Origin of the sequence: Pseudomonas sp. A-1 (assembly GCF_004801855.1) — a bacterium.
Lineage (GTDB): Bacteria > Pseudomonadota > Gammaproteobacteria > Pseudomonadales > Pseudomonadaceae > Geopseudomonas.
Genome location: NZ_SSTC01000035.1, coordinates 27,494 through 44,128, shown reverse-complemented (window position 1 = coordinate 44,128; position 16,635 = coordinate 27,494). Strand labels below are relative to the sequence as shown.

At 70.7% G+C, this 16,635-nt stretch carries 14 protein-coding genes; 3 read left to right on the top strand and 11 right to left on the bottom strand.

From position 1 onward, the window contains the following. Window positions 1–134 precede the first annotated feature (134 nt). The 9 genes from astA to E5198_RS10085 all read right to left on the bottom strand — a co-directional run bounded on the left by astA (window position 135) and on the right by E5198_RS10085 (window position 10,154). Complete coding sequence (astA, locus tag E5198_RS10125) at window positions 135–1,163, bottom strand: arginine N-succinyltransferase (RefSeq protein WP_136489875.1); 1,029 nt, start codon at window positions 1,161–1,163, stop codon at window positions 135–137. Window positions 1,164–1,260: 97 nt separating this feature from the next. Further along, entirely contained in the window at window positions 1,261–2,277 is a 1,017-nt protein-coding gene (gene aruF / locus E5198_RS10120) for an arginine/ornithine succinyltransferase subunit alpha (RefSeq protein WP_136489874.1), read from the bottom strand. Between the two features lie 31 nt (window positions 2,278–2,308). Continuing rightward, window positions 2,309–3,529, bottom strand: a complete 1,221-nt coding sequence (locus E5198_RS10115; RefSeq protein WP_136489873.1) for an aspartate aminotransferase family protein — start codon at window positions 3,527–3,529, stop codon at window positions 2,309–2,311. A 206-nt stretch (window positions 3,530–3,735) separates the two neighbouring features. After that, window positions 3,736–4,710 carry a GlxA family transcriptional regulator gene (locus tag E5198_RS10110; RefSeq protein ID WP_136489872.1) on the bottom strand — a complete coding sequence of 325 codons (975 nt, stop codon included), beginning with the start codon at window positions 4,708–4,710 and terminating at the stop codon, window positions 3,736–3,738. 323 nt (window positions 4,711–5,033) lie between these two features. Next, on the bottom strand, window positions 5,034–6,536 hold the full coding sequence (gene mqo, locus E5198_RS10105) for a malate dehydrogenase (quinone) (RefSeq protein WP_136489871.1): 1,503 nt from the start codon (window positions 6,534–6,536) through the stop codon (window positions 5,034–5,036). 350 nt (window positions 6,537–6,886) lie between these two features. After that, complete coding sequence (locus tag E5198_RS10100) at window positions 6,887–7,192, bottom strand: antibiotic biosynthesis monooxygenase (protein ID WP_136489870.1); 306 nt, start codon at window positions 7,190–7,192, stop codon at window positions 6,887–6,889. Between the two features lie 41 nt (window positions 7,193–7,233). Beyond that, window positions 7,234–9,027, bottom strand: coding sequence for an ABC transporter ATP-binding protein (locus E5198_RS10095; protein WP_136489869.1), 1,794 nt, complete (start codon window positions 9,025–9,027; stop codon window positions 7,234–7,236). Next, window positions 9,020–9,655 (bottom strand): DsbA family protein, encoded by a 636-nt coding sequence (locus tag E5198_RS10090; RefSeq protein ID WP_136489868.1) that lies wholly within the window; start codon window positions 9,653–9,655, stop codon window positions 9,020–9,022. The genes E5198_RS10095 and E5198_RS10090 overlap by 8 nt, the downstream gene beginning before the upstream one ends. Window positions 9,656–9,842: 187 nt before the next feature. Continuing rightward, a complete protein-coding gene (locus tag E5198_RS10085) occupies window positions 9,843–10,154 on the bottom strand; it encodes a BolA family transcriptional regulator (protein WP_136489867.1) in 312 nt (103 codons plus the stop codon). Window positions 10,155–10,321: 167 nt separating this feature from the next. Here E5198_RS10085 and E5198_RS10080 point away from each other — a divergent pair, with 167 nt between their 5' ends. Beyond that, window positions 10,322–11,716 carry a class II fumarate hydratase gene (locus E5198_RS10080; RefSeq protein WP_136489866.1) on the top strand — a complete coding sequence of 465 codons (1,395 nt, stop codon included), beginning with the start codon at window positions 10,322–10,324 and terminating at the stop codon, window positions 11,714–11,716. A gap of 3 nt (window positions 11,717–11,719) precedes the next feature. Here the strand turns inward: E5198_RS10080 and E5198_RS10075 are convergent, their stop codons facing one another. Beyond that, a complete protein-coding gene (locus E5198_RS10075) occupies window positions 11,720–12,658 on the bottom strand; it encodes a DMT family transporter (RefSeq protein WP_136489865.1) in 939 nt (312 codons plus the stop codon). A 153-nt stretch (window positions 12,659–12,811) separates the two neighbouring features. Between E5198_RS10075 and E5198_RS10070 the strand changes: the two genes are divergently transcribed. Next, window positions 12,812–13,006 carry a DUF6316 family protein gene (locus E5198_RS10070; protein ID WP_136489864.1) on the top strand — a complete coding sequence of 65 codons (195 nt, stop codon included), beginning with the start codon at window positions 12,812–12,814 and terminating at the stop codon, window positions 13,004–13,006. 10 nt (window positions 13,007–13,016) lie between these two features. Here E5198_RS10070 and pap read toward each other — a convergent pair whose 3' ends face one another. Continuing rightward, window positions 13,017–14,507: a polyphosphate:AMP phosphotransferase gene (gene pap, locus E5198_RS10065; protein WP_136489863.1), complete on the bottom strand. Its 1,491-nt coding sequence runs from the start codon at window positions 14,505–14,507 to the stop codon at window positions 13,017–13,019. Window positions 14,508–14,630: 123 nt separating this feature from the next. On the opposite strand from pap, the gene mnmC reads away from it, so the two are divergent. After that, a complete protein-coding gene (mnmC, locus tag E5198_RS10060; protein ID WP_136489862.1) occupies window positions 14,631–16,592 on the top strand; it encodes a bifunctional tRNA (5-methylaminomethyl-2-thiouridine)(34)-methyltransferase MnmD/FAD-dependent 5-carboxymethylaminomethyl-2-thiouridine(34) oxidoreductase MnmC in 1,962 nt (653 codons plus the stop codon). The last annotated feature ends 43 nt before the right edge of the window (window positions 16,593–16,635 follow it).

The window sequence follows — 16,635 nt, the reverse complement described above, 5'->3', positions numbered from 1 at the left end:
CGCGGCGCGGGCGGCGGCGGCGACCTGCGCGGCGCTGGCCGCGCGGCCCTGCCAGAGCAGCTGGCGGTCGCAGGGATCAAGCGAGACCAGTGCCTCGCCCTCCCCGGCCAGCCACTGGCCGCCGAGGTACAAGCTCATCGCCAGCCGACCTGCGCCGACAACGGCACCGCGCGCACCTGGGCGCCGGCGGAAAGGCGCAGGCGCTTGGCGGTGACGGCATCCACCACCAGGGTGCCGGAGGCCGGGCGCGCCTGGCCGACGGTGATCCGGCAGTCCTCGCGCTTGCGGTTGTGGATGAGGAACTGCGGCGCCTCCTCGCCCGGGGTGCCGATGGCCAGCACCAGGGTCTGGCTGTCGCGTACCGCGCGGATGTTGCCGGTCTCGCACTCCAGCGCCGGGCCGCCATCGAAGATGTCGATGTAGCCCTGGTAGCTGAAGCCCTCGGCGCGCAGCATGGTCAGCGCCGGCTCGGTGTCGCGGTGCACGCGGCCGATCACCGCGCGCGCCTCCTCGCTGAGGAAGCAGGTGTACAGCGGAAACTTGGGCATCAGCTTGGCGATGAAGGCCTTGTTGCCGACCCCGGTCAGGTAGTCGGCCTGGGAGAACTCCATCTTGAAGAAGTGCCGGCCGAGGCTTTCCCAGAACGGCGCGCGGGCGTTGTCGTCGGAGATGCCGCGCATCTCGGCGATCACCTTGTCGGCGAACAGCTCGCGGAACTCGGCGATGAACAGGAAGCGCGCCTTGGACAGCAGGCGCCCGCTGAGCCCGCTGTGGCGGTAGCGGGCGTCGAGGAACAGCGAACAGACCTCGGTGTTGCCGGTCAGGTCGTTGGCCAGGAACAGGGTCGGGTTCTCGCGGTGGATGCCCAGCTCGCGCGAGGCGCTGACGGTCAGGCCGACCCGGTAGTTGTACCAGGGCTCGCGCAGGCCGACTGCGCCGTTGATGGCGCTGATGCCGACCACCTGGCCGTCGTCGGTCTCCAGCACGAACTGGTAGTCGGCGTCGGCGCGTTCGGCCTCGCCGTGGAAGGACTTCTCCGCCCAGGCCACGCGCTGGGCCAGGCGTTCCTCGTTAGCCGGCAGCGAGGTGAGGCCGGCACCGGTGCTGCGCGCCATGGCGATCAGCGCGGGCATGTCGGTGCTGCGAACGGGACGAACGATCATGGTGCCTCCTGTTGACGGCCGCGAGGGCCGGAGCGCCGGCTGGCGCGGCATCGCGCCGCCGCAGGCCGGCGGCTTGCTCCAATCGGGTCGGACGGGATCAGACCGCCACCACCCGCACGCTGCCGCCCTCGCCGACGCCGAGCGCCTCGGCCACCGCCGGGGTGAGGGTCAGCGGCTGGCCGGGTTCCCAGTCCAGCTCGGCGATCAGCGCGCGGAAGTCCAGAGTCTGGTTGTTGGCCACCAGGTAGGGCCGGCCGACCTGCGCCGGCGCGCCGAGGCGCACCGGCACCAGACGGCTCTGGGCGATCGAGCGGATCCCCGAGGTGCGCGCGTGCACGGTGGGCCCGCCGTCGAAGATGTCGACGTAGTGCTCGGTCTCGAAGCCCTCGCGCATCAGGATGGCGAAGGACACCTGCGAGCGCGGGTGCACCTGGCCCATGGCCTCCTGGGCGCTGTCGGGCAGCAGCGGCACGTAGATCGGGTAGCTGGGCATCAGCTCGGCGAGCATGGTGCGGCTCTTCAGCCCGCACAGGCGCTCGGCCTCGGCGTAATTGATGGCGAGGAAGTTGCGGCCGATGGCGTCCCAGAACGGCGCGTCGCCCTGCTCGTCGCTGTAGCCGACCACCTCGACCACCATGGCCTCGGCGAAGCGCTCGGGATGGCTGGCGACGAACAGCAGGCGGCCGCGCGAGTTGAGTTCGGCCCACTGGGAGTTCTCCAGCTCGGGCTGCATGTAGAAGCTGGTCAGCAGGCTGTTGCCGGTCAGGTCGTGGCACAGCGACAGCACGTGGATACGGTTGAGGATGTTCAGCTCGCGCGAGGCGTGCACGAAGGTCTCGTTGCGGAAGCTGTAGAACGGCTCGGAGAAGCCGGCGGTGGCGACGATGCCCGAACAGCCGACCAGGCGGCCGCTGCCAGTATCCTCGAGGACGAAGAAGTAGCTCTCCTCGCCGTTGAAGCTCACCTCGGCGGCGAACGAGGCCTCCGAGGCGCGGATCTTCTCGGCCAGCCGCTCGCGGTCGTCCGGCAGGGAGGTGACACCGATGGGACTGTCCTTGGCCAGGCGCTGGACCTCCGGCAGGTCGCCCATCCGGGCGGGGCGCATGATCAGCATCGGTGTCTCTCCTTGGTTGTCGCGGTTGTCGTCAGGCGGCGGTCAGGCTGGCCAGCGCGCGCTCGAGGCGGGCCAGGCCCTCGTCGATGTCGGCATCACTGATCACCAGGCTGGGCGCGAAGCGCACCACGTCCGGGCCGGCCTGCAGGATCATCAGGTCCTGCTGCTGGGCGGCGGCCATCACCTCGCCGGCGCGACCCTTCCAGGCGTCGGTGAGCACCGCGCCGAGCAGCAGGCCCATGCCGCGCACGTGGCTGAACACGCCGTACTGCTCGCCCATGCGGGTCAGCTCGCGGGTGAAGCGCGCGCTGCGCACGGCGACGCCTTCGAGCACCTCGGGGGTGTTGACGATGCTGATCACCGCCTCGCCCACCGCGCAGGCCAGCGGGTTGCCGCCGTAGGTGGTGCCGTGCACGCCGACGCCGAAGTGCCTGGCCACCGCGTCGGTGGTCAGCATGGCGCCGATCGGGAAGCCGCCGCCCAGGCTCTTGGCGCTGGTGAGGATGTCCGGGGTCACGCCGTAGTGCATGTAGGCGTACAGCGCCCCGGTACGGCCGACGCCGGTCTGCACCTCGTCGAAGATCAGCAGCGCGTTGTGCTCGTCGCACAGCTGGCGCACGCCTTCCAGGTAGGCGCGGTCGGCCGGCAGGATGCCGCTCTCGCCCTGGATCGGCTCCAGCACCACCGCGCAGGTGTTGCCGGAGATCTGCGCCTTGAGCGCCTCCAGATCGTTGTACGGCACATGGCTGATGCCCTCGATCTGCGGGCCGAAGCCTGCGGAATACTTGGGCTGGCCGGCGACGCTGACGGTGAACAGGGTGCGGCCGTGGAAGCTATTGACCGCGGAGATGATCTCGCACTTCTGCGCGCCGCCGGTGTCATGGCCGTAGCGACGCGCCAGCTTGAACGCGGCCTCGTTGGCCTCGGCGCCGGAGTTGGCGAAGAACACGCGGTCGGCGAAGGTGGCGTCGGTGAGCAGCTTGGCCAGGCGCAGGGCCGGCTCGTTGGTGAACACGTTGGACACGTGCCAGAGCTTGCCCGCCTGCTCGCTCAGCGCCTCGACCAGCGCCGGGTGGGCATGGCCGAGCACGTTGACGGCGATGCCGCCGGTGAAGTCGACCAGCTCGCGACCGCTCTGGTCCCAGACGCGGCTGCCCTCGCCTCGCACCGGGATGAAGGCGGCGGGGGCGAAAACGGGGACCATCAGCTGGTCAAAATCGGCGCGTTGCACCGGCGCGTGCGGAACGGACATCGAACTCTCCTGCCTGGGCGGCTGATCGGATGGAACTGAACGGGATTGTAGAGACAAACTCCGCGCCGGGATTGCAGCCATGCGACATCTTCGTACAGCCGAGGCCCCGGGAAGCGGATCTGCGCCAACCGGATGGCGGCGCGGCGAAGCGCGCAGTGTAAAGGCTCGGCGCGGCTACGCCAAAGCCCCCTTGCCGGGCGACCCGGTCACTCGCGCTCGCCGGCGCCCGCGGGCATCTCGGCGGCGGCGCTGCGGCGCAGGTTGCGATCCTCGCGCGGGGTGACGCCGAAGAAGTTGCGGTAGGCGCTGGAGAAGTGCGGACCGGAGGAAAAGCCGCAGGACAGGCCGATCTGGATGATCGAGGTGCTGGTCTGCTGCAGCAGCTGGCGCGCACGGTTCAGGCGCAGTTCCAGGTAGTACTGGCTGGGCACCCGGTTGAGGAACTGCTTGAAGATGCGCTCCAGCTGGCGACGCGACACGCAGACCTGCTGGGCGATCTCGTCGGTGGTCAGCGGCTCCTCGATGTTGGCCTCCATCAGCAGCACCGCCTGGGTCAGCTTGGGGTGGGTGGCGCCCAGGCGGTTGCGCAGCGGCACGCGCTGGCGCTCGCTGCCGTCGCGGATGCGCTCGAGCACCAGCTCCTCGGCGATCGCCCCGGCCAGCTCGGCGCCGTGATCGCGCGCCAGCATCGCCAGCAGCATGTCCAGCACGGCCAGGCCGCCGCAGGCGGTCAGCCGCTCGCCGTCCCACTCGAACAGGTGGTTGCTGGCCGCCACCTGGGGGAAGCGTTCGGCGAAGTCGTCCTGCCAGCGCCAGTGCAGCGCCGCGCGATGGCCGTCGAGCAGGCCGAGCCGGGCCAGCGGATACAGGCCGGCGCCCACCGCGCCGAGCAGACTGGCGTTGCGTCCGGCCTGGCGCAGGGCGGCGTCCAGCTCGTCATCCGGAGCGGGAACCTCTTCGGCGAGCAGGAACAGGCGCTGTCCGGCCTGCAGCTGGCCGCGCCAGGGCTGGCCGGGCAGCGGCCAGGCGCCGGCCACCGGCGGCGCGGCCTGCAGGTAGCTGACCTGGTAGCCCGCCTCGGGATGCAGGCGGGCGGCCAGCTGCAGGACCTCGTCGACCAGGGTCAGGGTGAGCGGACGGACGTCCGGCCAGTAGAGAAAGGCGAGCTGTATGGGAGTCATGGACGGCAGTCTGGCCGGATTGCAGGCGCAAGGCTAGGCGGACGTTGTGGGCGGGCCGGCAATTTAACTGGTATCGCCGAAAAATGCACCAAAAAGGGGCAAAAAAACCCGTCCGGACGGAGCCGCCCGCCTCCCCCCCCCTCCCACCCCGCCAGCCCCGGACCGGCTCCGCCGCCGGCCACGGGGCGCCCCTGCGGCGGTCGTCGTCCTGTGCCCGTGACAGGCCACCCGCAAACGCAAACGCCGCGGCAGAACGCCCCTTGCGGGGCCTCTGACGCGGCGTTGTCGCCCGCCGCAGCGCGTGCGGCGGGACCGGGCGCGGATCAGCTCGGCTGCTGCAGCTCGAGGACGTCGCTGGTGCGCGCGCGCACGCGGCGCAGCAGCTCGCCATCGGTCTCCAGGGCCTTCTCGCTGGCCTCGAAGATCTTGCCCAGGCGCTCCTGCCAGGCGGCGCTCTTGTACTGCTCGGGGAAGCAGCGCTCGATCACTTCCAGCATGACCGACACCGACACCGAGGCGCCCGGCGAGGCGCCCAGCAGCGCGGCGATGGAGCCGTCGGCAGCGGCGACGATCTCGGTGCCGAACTGCAGGATGCCGCCCTTCTTGGCGTCCTTCTTGATGATCTGCACGCGCTGGCCGGCGATCTCCAGGCGCCAGTCTTCCTTCTTGGCGTCCGGGAAGAACTTGCGCAGGGCGTCGAGGCGCTGGTCCTCGGACTGCAGCACTTCCTTGATCAGGTACTTGGTCAGGTCCATGTTGTCGCGCGCCACGGCCAGCATCGGACCGATGTTGTTCGGGCGGATCGACAGCGGCAGGTCGAGGAACGAGCCGGTCTTGAGGAACTTGGTGGAGAAGCCGGCGAACGGTCCGAACAGCAGCGACTTGCCGCCGTCGACCACGCGGGTGTCCAGGTGCGGCACGGACATGGGCGGCGCGCCGATGTCGGCCTGGCTGTAGACCTTGGCCTGGTGCTGCCTGACGATTTCCGGATTGTCGCAGCGCAGCCACTGACCGCTGACCGGGAAGCCGCCGAAGCCCTTGCCTTCCTCGATGCCGGACTTCTGCAGCAGGGTCAGCGCGGCGCCGCCGGCGCCGAGGAACACGAAGCGCGCGGTCACCTCGCGGCTGCCGCCACGGGCCAGGTCGTCGACCGACAGGCGCCAGCGGCCGTCGGCGTCGCGACGCACGTCGCTGACCTTCTGGTTGTAGAGGACCTTGCAGCCCTGGCTCTGCTCGAGGTGCTGGAGGAGCTTGCGGGTCAGCGCACCGAAGTTGACGTCGGTGCCGCCCATGGCGCGAGTGGCCGCCAGCGGCTCGTCACTGGTGCGGCCCTGCATCAGCAGCGGCGCCCACTCGCCGATGACCTTGCGGTCCTCGGTGTACTCGAGGTCGTCACGGAAGCAGTGATGGGCCTTCATCGCCTCGAAGCGCTTGCGCAGGAAGGCGACGCCCTTCTCGCCGCGCACGAAGCTCATGTGCGGAACCGGGTTGATGAAGTCCTTCGGCGACTTGAAGTAACCCTGCTCGACCAGGTAGGCCCACAGCTGGCGGGACACCTCGAACATCGCGTTGATGTTCACGGCCTTGGCGATGCCGACCGAGCCGTCCGGACCTTCGGGGGTATAGTTCAGTTCGCAGAGTGCGGCATGGCCGGTTCCCGCGTTGTTCCACGGGAAGGAACTCTCGGCGGCCCCGGATTCGAGTTGCTCCAGGACTTCGATCTTGAGGCTCGGGTCGAGCTCTTTCAGCAGTACCGCGAGGGTCGCGCTCATGACGCCTGCCCCGACGAATACCAGATCCGGCTGATCACCACCAGTTTGCATCATTCATGCTCCTGAGACACAGGTTCCGCATTTTACCGCGGATCGTCTACAGAACGTACTGTAGCCCGTCCGACAAAAGTACTACACGCTCCCCGGAAGACCCCGGGCAAGGGGGCAGGCGAAGGCGGCGCAATGCTAACGATGTGCGTCGCGCAGCGCCAGTGGCAGCTTTGGTTTACGCCAAAAATCCGTCTGAGGCAGGGATTTGCGTCAACGCGGCACCAACCGGCGCCGCCCCGGCGCTGGCGGTAGGACACGCCGCCCGGGCACTACAGCAGGCGGACGGACGGCAGGCCGGGCAGGCGGCGCCGAGGCGGATTGTCGACACCCTGCCCCGCCGCGCCCGCCGGCGGTTACAGCACCGACTCGAACAGTTCCAGCTGCGGCGGGCCGAGGTAGATCTCGCGCGGGCTCTTGCCGGCGTTGGCGTGGGCCTTGCGGAACGACTCGGAGTGGGTCCAGGCCTCGAAGGCCGCGGCCGACTCCCACTCGGAATAGGAGGAGAACAGGGTGTACTCCTCGGTCTGCGCCCCCTTGAGCAGGTGGAAGCGCAGGAAGCCGGGCACCTCGTCGAGGTAGCTCTCGCGCTGGCGCCAGTGCTCGACGAAGGTCTCCTCGTGGCCGCGGGCGATCTTGAAGCGGTTCATGGCAAGGAACATGGGTGGCACTCCGGTGGTCGGGAAGCGGCCATTCTAGCCGGCTAGTGCTGCAGATGGCCGTACAGGCGCGCATACAGGCCGCCCTCGGCGATCAGTTGCTGGTGCTCGCCCTGCTCGGCGATGCGCCCGCCGTCGAACACCAGCACGCGGTCGGCCTGCTTCACCGCCGACAGGCGGTGGGCGATGATCAGCGTGGTGCGCCCCTTGAGGAAGGCGCCCAGCGCCTGGTGCAGGGCGTACTCGGTGGCGGCGTCCAGCGCCGAGGTGGCCTCGTCGAGGATCACCACCTTGGGCTCGGCGAGGATCATCCGCGCGATGGCCAGGCGCTGGCGCTGGCCGCCGGAGAGGCGCACGCCGGAGCGGCCGACCACGCTGTCCAGGCCCTGCGGCAGGGCGCGCACGGTGTCGGCCAGCTGGGCGATCTCCAGGGCGCGCCAGCACTCGGCGTCGCTGCAGTCGCGGCCCATGCTCAGGTTGGCGCGCACCGTGTCGTTGAACAGCGCCGGATGCTGCAGCACCACCGCCACCTGCTCGCGCACCCGCTCCAGGCCGATCTCCTCGAGGGTCGCGCCGCCGAAGCGGATGGTCCCGGCCTGCGGCGTGTAGAGGCCGAGCAGCAGCTGCACCAGGGTGCTCTTGCCGCCGCCCGAGGCGCCGACGATAGCCACCTTCTCGCCCGCCGCGATGGAGAGGTCGAGGCCGTCGAGCACCGGCTCATCGCGGTAGGCGAAGCGCAGGCCGCGCACCTCGATGCCCAGCGTGGTCTGCCCCGCGAAGGGATCGACGCCGCCGGCATGCTGCGGCTCGTCGGCGCGGGCGAGCAGCTCGTTGATCCGGCTCAGCGCGCCGCCGGCGGCGTAGTAGGCGTACTGCAGGCCGAGCAGCTGCTCGACCGGGCCGATCATGAACCACAGGTAGCTGAACACCGCGAGCATCTGGCCGATCGACAGGTCGGAGAACAGCACGGTGAGCATGGCGGCGGCGCGGAACACGTCGATGCCGAACTGGAACAGCAGGCCGCTGGCGCGGCTGGCGGCGTCGCTCTTCCACAGCGAGGCCACCGCGTAGTCGCGCACCTCACGAGCGCGGCCGCCGAGGCGGCCGAGGAAGAAGCCCTGGCGGTTGCCGGCGCGGATCTCCTGGATCGCCTCGAGGGTCTCGCCGAGCGCCTGGGTGAAGCGCGCGGTGCTGTCGTTCTCCAGCTTCTTCAGGTGCTTGACCTTCTTGCCGAGCAGCACGGTGGCGTAGATCACCAGCGGGTTGAACAGCAGGATCAGCAGTGCCAGCTGCCAGTGCATCCAGATCAGGATCGCCGAGGTGCCGGCCAGGCTCAGCAGCGCCACCAGGAAACGGCTCAGGGTGTCGCCGACGAACTTGTCGAGGGTGTCCAGATCGGTGACCAGGTGCGCGGTCACCGTGCCGCTGCCGAGGCTCTCGTACTCGCCGAGGGAGATGCGCTTGAGGCGCTCGATCAGGCGCAGGCGCAGGCGATACACCACGTCCTTGGACAGCCCGGCGAACAGCCGCGCCTGCAGCACGTTGAGCGCCAGCGCGGCGCCGCGCAGCAGCAGGGTCACCAGCAGCATCAGGCCGATGTAGCCGGCCGCCTGCTGCCAGGCCGCCGGCAGGAAACGGTCCATCACCCGCAGCGCGGCATCGCCCTGGCCGAGCAGTACCTCGTCGACCAGCAGCGGCAGCAGCAGCGGGATGGGCACGCTGCACAGGGTGGCCAGCACCGCCAGCAGGTTGGCGAGCAGCAGGGGACGGCGATGGCGCAGGGCCAGGCGGCGGATCTCCGCCCAGCCCAGCCGGTCGCCGCCGGTCGGCTCAGCCACGGGCGCGACGCTCCAGCCAGCGGTCGAGCAGCGGCGCCAGGGCGTCCAGCGGCTGGTAGCCGTTGGTCAGCAGCGCCAGCTGGCCGTTGCGCTCGGCCAGCAGGGTGGGAAAGCCGGCGATGCCGAGGTTCTGCACCCGTTCGAAATCGGCCTGGGTCGCCGCGCGCTGGACCGGGCTGTCGAAGGCCGCAGCGAAGGCTGGCCGCGGCACGCCGACCGCCTCGGCCAGCTCGACCAGCAGCGCCGGCCGAGTGACGTCGCGCCCCTCGACGTAGAACGCCTGCTGGATCGCCCGCACCAGCGGCCAGACCTTCTCCGGCGCCAGGCTGCGCACCGCCACCAGGGCGCGGCTGGCCGGCTCGGTGTCGTAGATGAAGCCATCCGGCAGGGCATCCTCGAAGCGGAACGCCTGGCCGGTACGCTCGGCCACTGCGCGCCAGTGGCGGAGGATGTAGTCGCGGGTGCCGCCGTCCAGCGCCTGCGCGCTGCCCGGGCGCAGGCCGCCGGCGACCAGATGCAGGGCCATGCCGGCTTTCTGGGCCTGGGCGGCCAGGGCGTCGAACACCGGGGCGAAGCCCCAGCACCAGGAACACATGGGGTCCATCACATAGAGCAGGCGGGCGTTCATCCGGGCTCCTGTTGGCCGGGCAGGCGCCGGCCGGTGGGGGTGCGCCCTGCGCACCGGGGTCAAGGACGGGCCCTGCGGCCCGGGGGATTCGACGGGCACGGCCCGGCCCCCGGCAGACTCCCTTGCTCAGAGGTTGGCGCAGTCCGCCGGGCTTGTCGAACAGCCGGCGGCGCGGCGGGCCGGCGACTCAGTGGCGGTCGTGCTTGCTGCCGCCCAGGCAGGCCGGCGAGTCCGGCGCCACGCCCAGCGCGGCCCACTCCTCGGGGGTGTAGGTATGCTGGGCCAGCGCGTGGAACTGCGGCATCAGCTCGGCGAGCGCGGCATACACCTTCTGGTGGCGCTGCACCGGGCGCAGGCCGGTGAAGGCGTCGCTGACCACTACCGCCTTGAAGTGGCTCTCCTGGCCGCGGCTGTGCATGTGGCTCTCGTTGACCACCTCCAGGTGCTGCGGTGCGAAGGCGGCGGCGAGCGCCTGGCTGATCTGTTCCTGCATCGACATGGGAATGCTCCGCAATGGTTTCGGGCGACGCCCGGGAATGCCGCCATTTTCCGCGCATCGCCCGGCCCGCTCAAGCGCAGGACTGTCGCAGCGGCTGGACGGACGGAGCGCCCCGCGGACAGTGGCCGCCTAGACTGAGGGAGCCGAGCCACCGCGGAGACCAGCCGATGAGCCGCACCGAAACCGACAGCCTGGGCCCGATCGAGGTCCCGGACGACGCCTACTGGGGCGCGCAGACCCAGCGCTCGCTGATCAACTTCGCCATCGGCAGCGAACGCATGCCGCTGGCGGTGATCCACGCCCTGGCGCTGATCAAGAAGGCCGCCGCGCGGGTCAACGCGCGCAGCGGCGCCCTGCCGGCGGACATCGCCGCGCTGATCGAGCAGGCCGCCGACGAGGTGCTGGCCGGCCAGCACGACGGCCAGTTCCCGCTGGTGGTGTGGCAGACCGGCAGCGGCACGCAGAGCAACATGAACGTCAACGAGGTGATCGCCGGGCGCGCCAACGAGCTGGCCGGCCAGGGCCGCGGCGGCAAGCAGCCGGTGCACCCCAACGACCACGTCAACCGCGCGCAGAGCTCCAACGACTGCTTCCCCACCGCCATGCACATCGCCGTGCTGCTGGCGGTGCACGCGCAGCTGCTGCCGGCGCTGCACGAGCTGCGCGACGGCCTCGCCGAGCAGGCGCAGCGCCACCGCGAGCTGGTCAAGACCGGCCGCACGCACCTGATGGACGCCACGCCGATCACCTTCGGCCAGGAACTGTCGGCCTTCGTCGCCCAGCTCGAGCACGCCGACCGCGCCATCCACGCGGCACTGCCGGCGGTCGGCGAGCTGGCCCAGGGCGGCACCGCGGTGGGCACCGGGCTGAACGCGCCGCAGGGCTTCGCCGAGGCCATCGCCCGCGAGATCAGCGAGCTGTCCGAGCAGCTGTTCGTCAGCGCACCCAACAAGTTCGCCGCCCTCGCCGGCCACGAACCGCTGGTCAGCCTCTCCGGCGCGCTGAAGACCCTGGCGGTGACCCTGATGAAGCTGGCCAACGACCTGCGCCTGCTCGGCTCCGGCCCGCGCGCGGGCCTGGCCGAGGTGCGCCTGCCGGCCAACGAGCCGGGCAGCTCGATCATGCCCGGCAAGGTCAACCCGACCCAGTGCGAGGCGCTGTCGATGCTCGCCTGCCAGGTGCTCGGCAACGACGCCACCGTGTGCTTCGCCGCCAGCCAGGGCCACCTGCAGCTCAACGTGTTCAAGCCGGTGATCGTGCACAACCTGCTGCAGTCGATTCGCCTGCTCGGCGACGGCTGCCGCAACTTCAACGAGCACTGCATCCGGGGCCTGGAGCCGGATGCCGCGCGCATGGCCGAGCAGCTCGAGCGCGGGCTGATGCTGGTCACCGCGCTCAACCCGCACATCGGCTACGACAAGGCCGCGCAGATCGCCAAGAAGGCCTACGCGGAGAACACCAGCCTGCGCGAGGCGGCGCTGGCGCTGGGCTACCTCAGCAACGCCGAGTTCGACGCCTGGGTGCGCCCCGAGCGCATGCTGCAGGCCGGCGAGGAAGGCTGAGGCTCAGCCCCGGCGGCGCCCGGCGAGCAGCGAGGGCGCCAGCGCCACCAGCGCCGAGCCGCCGGCGACCAGCAGCGCGCCGCCGTAGGCCAGCAGGTTGAGCTCCTCGGCCGGCACCAGCGCCGGCCACAGGCTGGCGGCCGCGGCCACCGCGCCGAGGGTGACCAGCGGGGTCAGCGCCAGGGTGGCGCTGACCCGCGACGCCTCCCAGTGGGCCAGCGCCTCGGCGAAGGCGCCGTAGGCCACCAGAGTGTTCAGGCAGCAGGCCAGCAGCAGCCAGGCCTGCAGCGGGCTCAGCGCCAGCAGCTGGGCCGGCTGGGCCCAGGGCGTCAGCAGCGCCGCACAGGCCAGGTAGATGACCATCATGATCTGCGCCGAACTCCACTGGGTCAGCAGCTGCTTCTGCGCCAGACCGTAGAACACCCAGACCAGCGCCGCGGCCAGCACGGTGAGCACGCCGAGGGTGTAGTCGCCGAGGGAGCCGAACAGCTCGCCCAGGCGCTGGTTGAAGAACAGCCCGAAGCCCAGCAGCAGCACGGCCAGCCCCACGCCCTGAACGCGGCCGAAGGACTCGCGGAACACCAGCAGGCTGGCCAGCAGCAGCATGATCGGCGCGGTCTGGATCAGCAGCTGGGTGGTGCCGGCGCTGAGGCGCTCGAGGCCCAGCAGGTAGAGCACGTAGTTGGCGGTCAGCCCGCCGATGGCCAGCGCCAGCAGGGCGCCGCCACGCCGCCCCAGCGGGCGCAGCGACGGCAGCCGACGCGTGGCGCCGAGCCAGGCCAGCAGGATCAGCCCCGAGCTGGCCAGCCGGTACCAGGTGACGGTGACCGGGTCCATCGCCTGCAGCACCTGCTTGAGCTGGATCGGCAGGATGCCCCAGAGCACCACGGTGATCAGGGACAGGAACAGGCCGTACAGCCAGCGGCCACTGGAAACATGCATGGGAGAGTCACGCCGGGCAGGATGGGGAAGCGCCGCATTCTAGACCTGGCGCGCTCCGGGCGACAGCCGGCGGCGCCACCGGTCGCCTGCGGGCGCCGCGCCGCCTGCAGCGACTAGACTTAACGAGTCCACACCCCTGCGGGAGAGTTCGTGATGATCGGCAAGCGACAGCAGGATATGGCCCCCGGCAGCTACTACCGCACGGATCGCATCAGCGCTGTCAACGGCCAGTATTTCTTCGCCACCCGCGAAGGCACGCTGGAAGGCCCCTTCTACACCCGCGTCGACGCTCAGCAGGCAGCCAACCGCTACGTAGTCCACATGAGCAACCTGCAGCGCAGGCACTGAGGCCGGCGGCTCAGCGCTTGCGCGCGAAGGCCGCCTCCAGCGCCTCGTTGAGGGTGCGCAGCACCTTGACCCGGGCGAAGCGCTTGTCGTTGGCCTCGACCAGGGTCCAGGGCGCGATCTCGGTACTGGTGCGGTCGACCATGTCGTTCACCGCATCGATGTAGTGCGCCCACTTGTCGCGGTTGCGCCAGTCGTCCTCGGTGATCTTGAAACGCTTGAACGCGGTCTGCTCGCGCTCCTTGAAGCGCTCGAGCTGGGTCTGCTGATCGATCACCATCCAGAACTTCACCAGCACCACGCCGGCGTCGGTGAGCTGCTCCTCGAAGTCGTTGATCTCGTTGTAGGCGCGCAGCCAGTCGGCCGACGAGCAGTAGCCTTCGACCCGCTCGACCAGCACGCGGCCGTACCAGGAGCGGTCGAACATGGTGAAGCGGCCGCGCGCCGGGATGTGCCGCCAGAAGCGCCACAGGTAGGGCTGCGCCCGCTCCTCCTCCGTCGGCGCCGCCACCGGCACTATGTGATACTGGCGCGGGTCCAGCGCGCCGGTCACCCGGCGGATCGCCCCGCCCTTGCCCGCCGCATCGTTGCCCTCGAACACCGCCACCAGTGCATGGCGGCGCATGCGCTTGTCGCGCAGCAGCCGCGCCAGGCGCGCCTGTTCGGCCTCCAGCTGCTGCTGGTAGCTGTCCTTGTCCAGGCTCTGGGTCATGTCCAGGCTGTCGACCAGCCCGCGATTGTCGATGCTGGCGGCGACCGGGGCGGCATGCGGCTGGCGCTTGGGGCGCTCCTGCAGTTGCAGCGCCGCCTGCAGCCCTTCGAGCAGGATGCGGCCGATGGTCAGGCTGCGGTAGCGTTCGTCGCTGCCCTCGACCACATACCAGGGCGCGTAGTCGCGGCTGGTGCGGCGCAGCATCCGCTCGCCGTAGCGCACGAAGTCGTCGTAGGTCTTCGACTGCTGCCAGTCCAGCGGGCTGATCCGCCAGCTGTGCAGCGGGTCGTCCTGCAGGGTCTTCAGGCGCGCCCTCATCTGCTTCTTCGACAGGTGCAGCCAGAACTTGAAGATCAGCGCGCCCTCGTCGCAGAGCATGCGCTCGAAGCGCACCGCCGTGCCGATGGCCTGGTCGAGCCGGGCATCGTCGATGCGCCCGTGCACCCGCCCCTGCAGCATCTGGCTGTACCAGTTGCCGAAGAACACGCCGGTGCGCCCCTTGGGCGGCAGGCGCCGCCAGTAGCGCCAGAACGGCGGACGCGCCAGCTCCTCGTCGGTCTGCTGGTCGAAGGTCTCGACCTGGATCAGCCGCGGGTCCATCCACTCGTTGAGCAGCTTGACCGTCTCGCCCTTGCCGGCGCCCTCGATGCCATTGAGCAGGATGATCACCGGAAAGCGCGCCTGCTGGCGCAGCTCGAGCTGCGCCTCGAGCAGCGCCTCGCGCAGCTCGGGCACGGCGGCGTCGTAGGTTTCCTTGTCGATCTGGTGGCCGATTTCGGCGGATTCGAACATGCAAGCTCTCCCTGGCGATGCGCGCAGACTAGCCGATGGGCGGGGGAGTCGCGCAAGGGGTTTGTCGGCCGCTTCCCGCCGATCGGCTAGAATACGCGCCCCACTTTTCCGCGCACCACACCGATGACCGACCAACCGCATGCCCAGCTCGACTGGGACGAACAGGGCCAGCCGCACTCGCGCACCTTCGGCGACGTCTACTTCTCCCGCGCCTCGGGGCTGGAGGAGACCCGCCACGTGTTCCTCGCCCACAACCGGCTGGCCGAGCGCTTCGCCGCCCTGCCGGCCGGCGGGCGCCTGGTGATCGGCGAGACCGGCTTCGGCACCGGCCTCAACTTCCTCTGCGCCTGGCAGCTGTTCGAGCAGACGGCGCCGGCCGATGCCCGCCTGCACTTCGTCAGCGTCGAGAAGTATCCGCTGACCCGCAGCGACCTCGAGCGCGCCCTGGCCCTGTGGCCGGAGCTGGCGCCCTGGAGCAGCCAGCTGCAGGCGCAGTACCTCGCGCTGCACCCGGGCTTCCAGCGTCTGGCCTTCGCCGGCGGTCGGGTGATCCTGACCCTGCTGGTGGGCGATGTGCTCGACTGCCTGCCGCAGCTGGATGCGCGGGTCGACGCCTGGTTCCTCGACGGCTTCTCGCCGGCCAGGAATCCCGAGATGTGGACGCCGGCGCTGTTCGCCCAGCTCGCCCGGCTGTCCGCCCCCGGCGCCAGCCTGGCCACCTTCACCTGCGCCGGTTTCGTGCGCCGCGGCCTCGGCGAGGCCGGTTTCGCCATGCGCAAGGTCCAGGGCTTCGGCCACAAGCGCGAGATGCTCGCCGGCGACTTCCGGGGTTCCCCCGCCGCAGCCGGCAAGCCCTGGTACGCCCGCCCGCCGCAGCCGCCGGGCAGCCGTCAGGTGCTGGTGGTCGGCGGCGGCCTGGCCGGCTGCGCCACCGCGGCCAGCCTGGCCATGCGCGGCTGGCAGGTCACCCTGCTGGAGCGCCACGGCGCACTGGCCGAGGAGGCCTCGGGCAACCCCCAGGGCGTGCTCTACCTCAAGCTTTCCGCCCACGGCACCGCCCTGTCGCAGCTGGTGGTCGGCGGCTTCGGCCATACCCGCCGCCTGCTCGAGCGCCTGCAGGCAGGCGACGACTGGAGCGCCTGCGGCGTGCTGCAGCTGGCCTTCGACGGCAAGGAAGCCGAGCGCCAGCAGCGCCTGGCCGCCGCCTTCCCGCCGGACCTGCTGCGCGCGGTGGATGCCGCCGAGGCCAGCCAACTTGCCGGCCTGCCGCTGGCGCAGGGCGGCCTGTGGTTCGCCGAGGCCGGCTGGGTGCATCCGCCCGCACTGTGCCGCCGGCTCGCCGACCATCCCGCGATCCGCGTGCTGCCCCACCTCGAAGCCCTCGAACTGCGCCGGATCGACGACCGCTGGCAGGCCTGGCAGGGCGAGTGCCTGCTGGCCGAGGCGCCGGTCGCGGTGCTGTGCACCGCCAGCGAGATCGGCCGCTTCGCCGCCGCCGCCCACCTCAGGCTCAAGCGCATCCGCGGGCAGATCAGCCGCCTGCCGGCCACCGCAGCCAGCCGCGCGCTGAAGACCGTGCTGTGCGCCGAGGGCTACGTCGCACCGGTACGCGGCGGCGAGCATACCCTGGGCGCCAGCTTCAACTTCCAGCGCGACGACCTGGCGTTGTCGACCGAGGAGCACCTCGACAACCTCGGCATGCTCAGGCAGATCTCCCCCGTCCTGAGCGAGGCCCTGCACTGCGACCGGCTCGACCCGGCGGCCCTGGGCGGGCGCGCGGCCTTCCGCAGCACCAGCGCCGACTACCTGCCGCTGATCGGCCCGCTGGTCGACGCCGGCGCGTTCCGCGCCGCCTACGCAGCCCTGGGCAAGGACGCCAGCCGCCCCATCGATACGCCGGCGCCCTGGCTGGAAGGCCTGTACGTCAATTGCGGCCACGGCTCACGCGGCCTGATCAGTGCGCCGCTGTCCGGCGAGCTGATCGCCGCCTGGCTGGACGACGAACCGCTGCCGCTGCCGCGCCCGGTCGCCGAAGCCTGCCACCCCAGCCGCTTCCTGCTGCGCGAACTGATCCGCGGTCGCTGACGGCCGCGCCAGCGCCATACATCGCCGGAGCGACTCCCGGCGA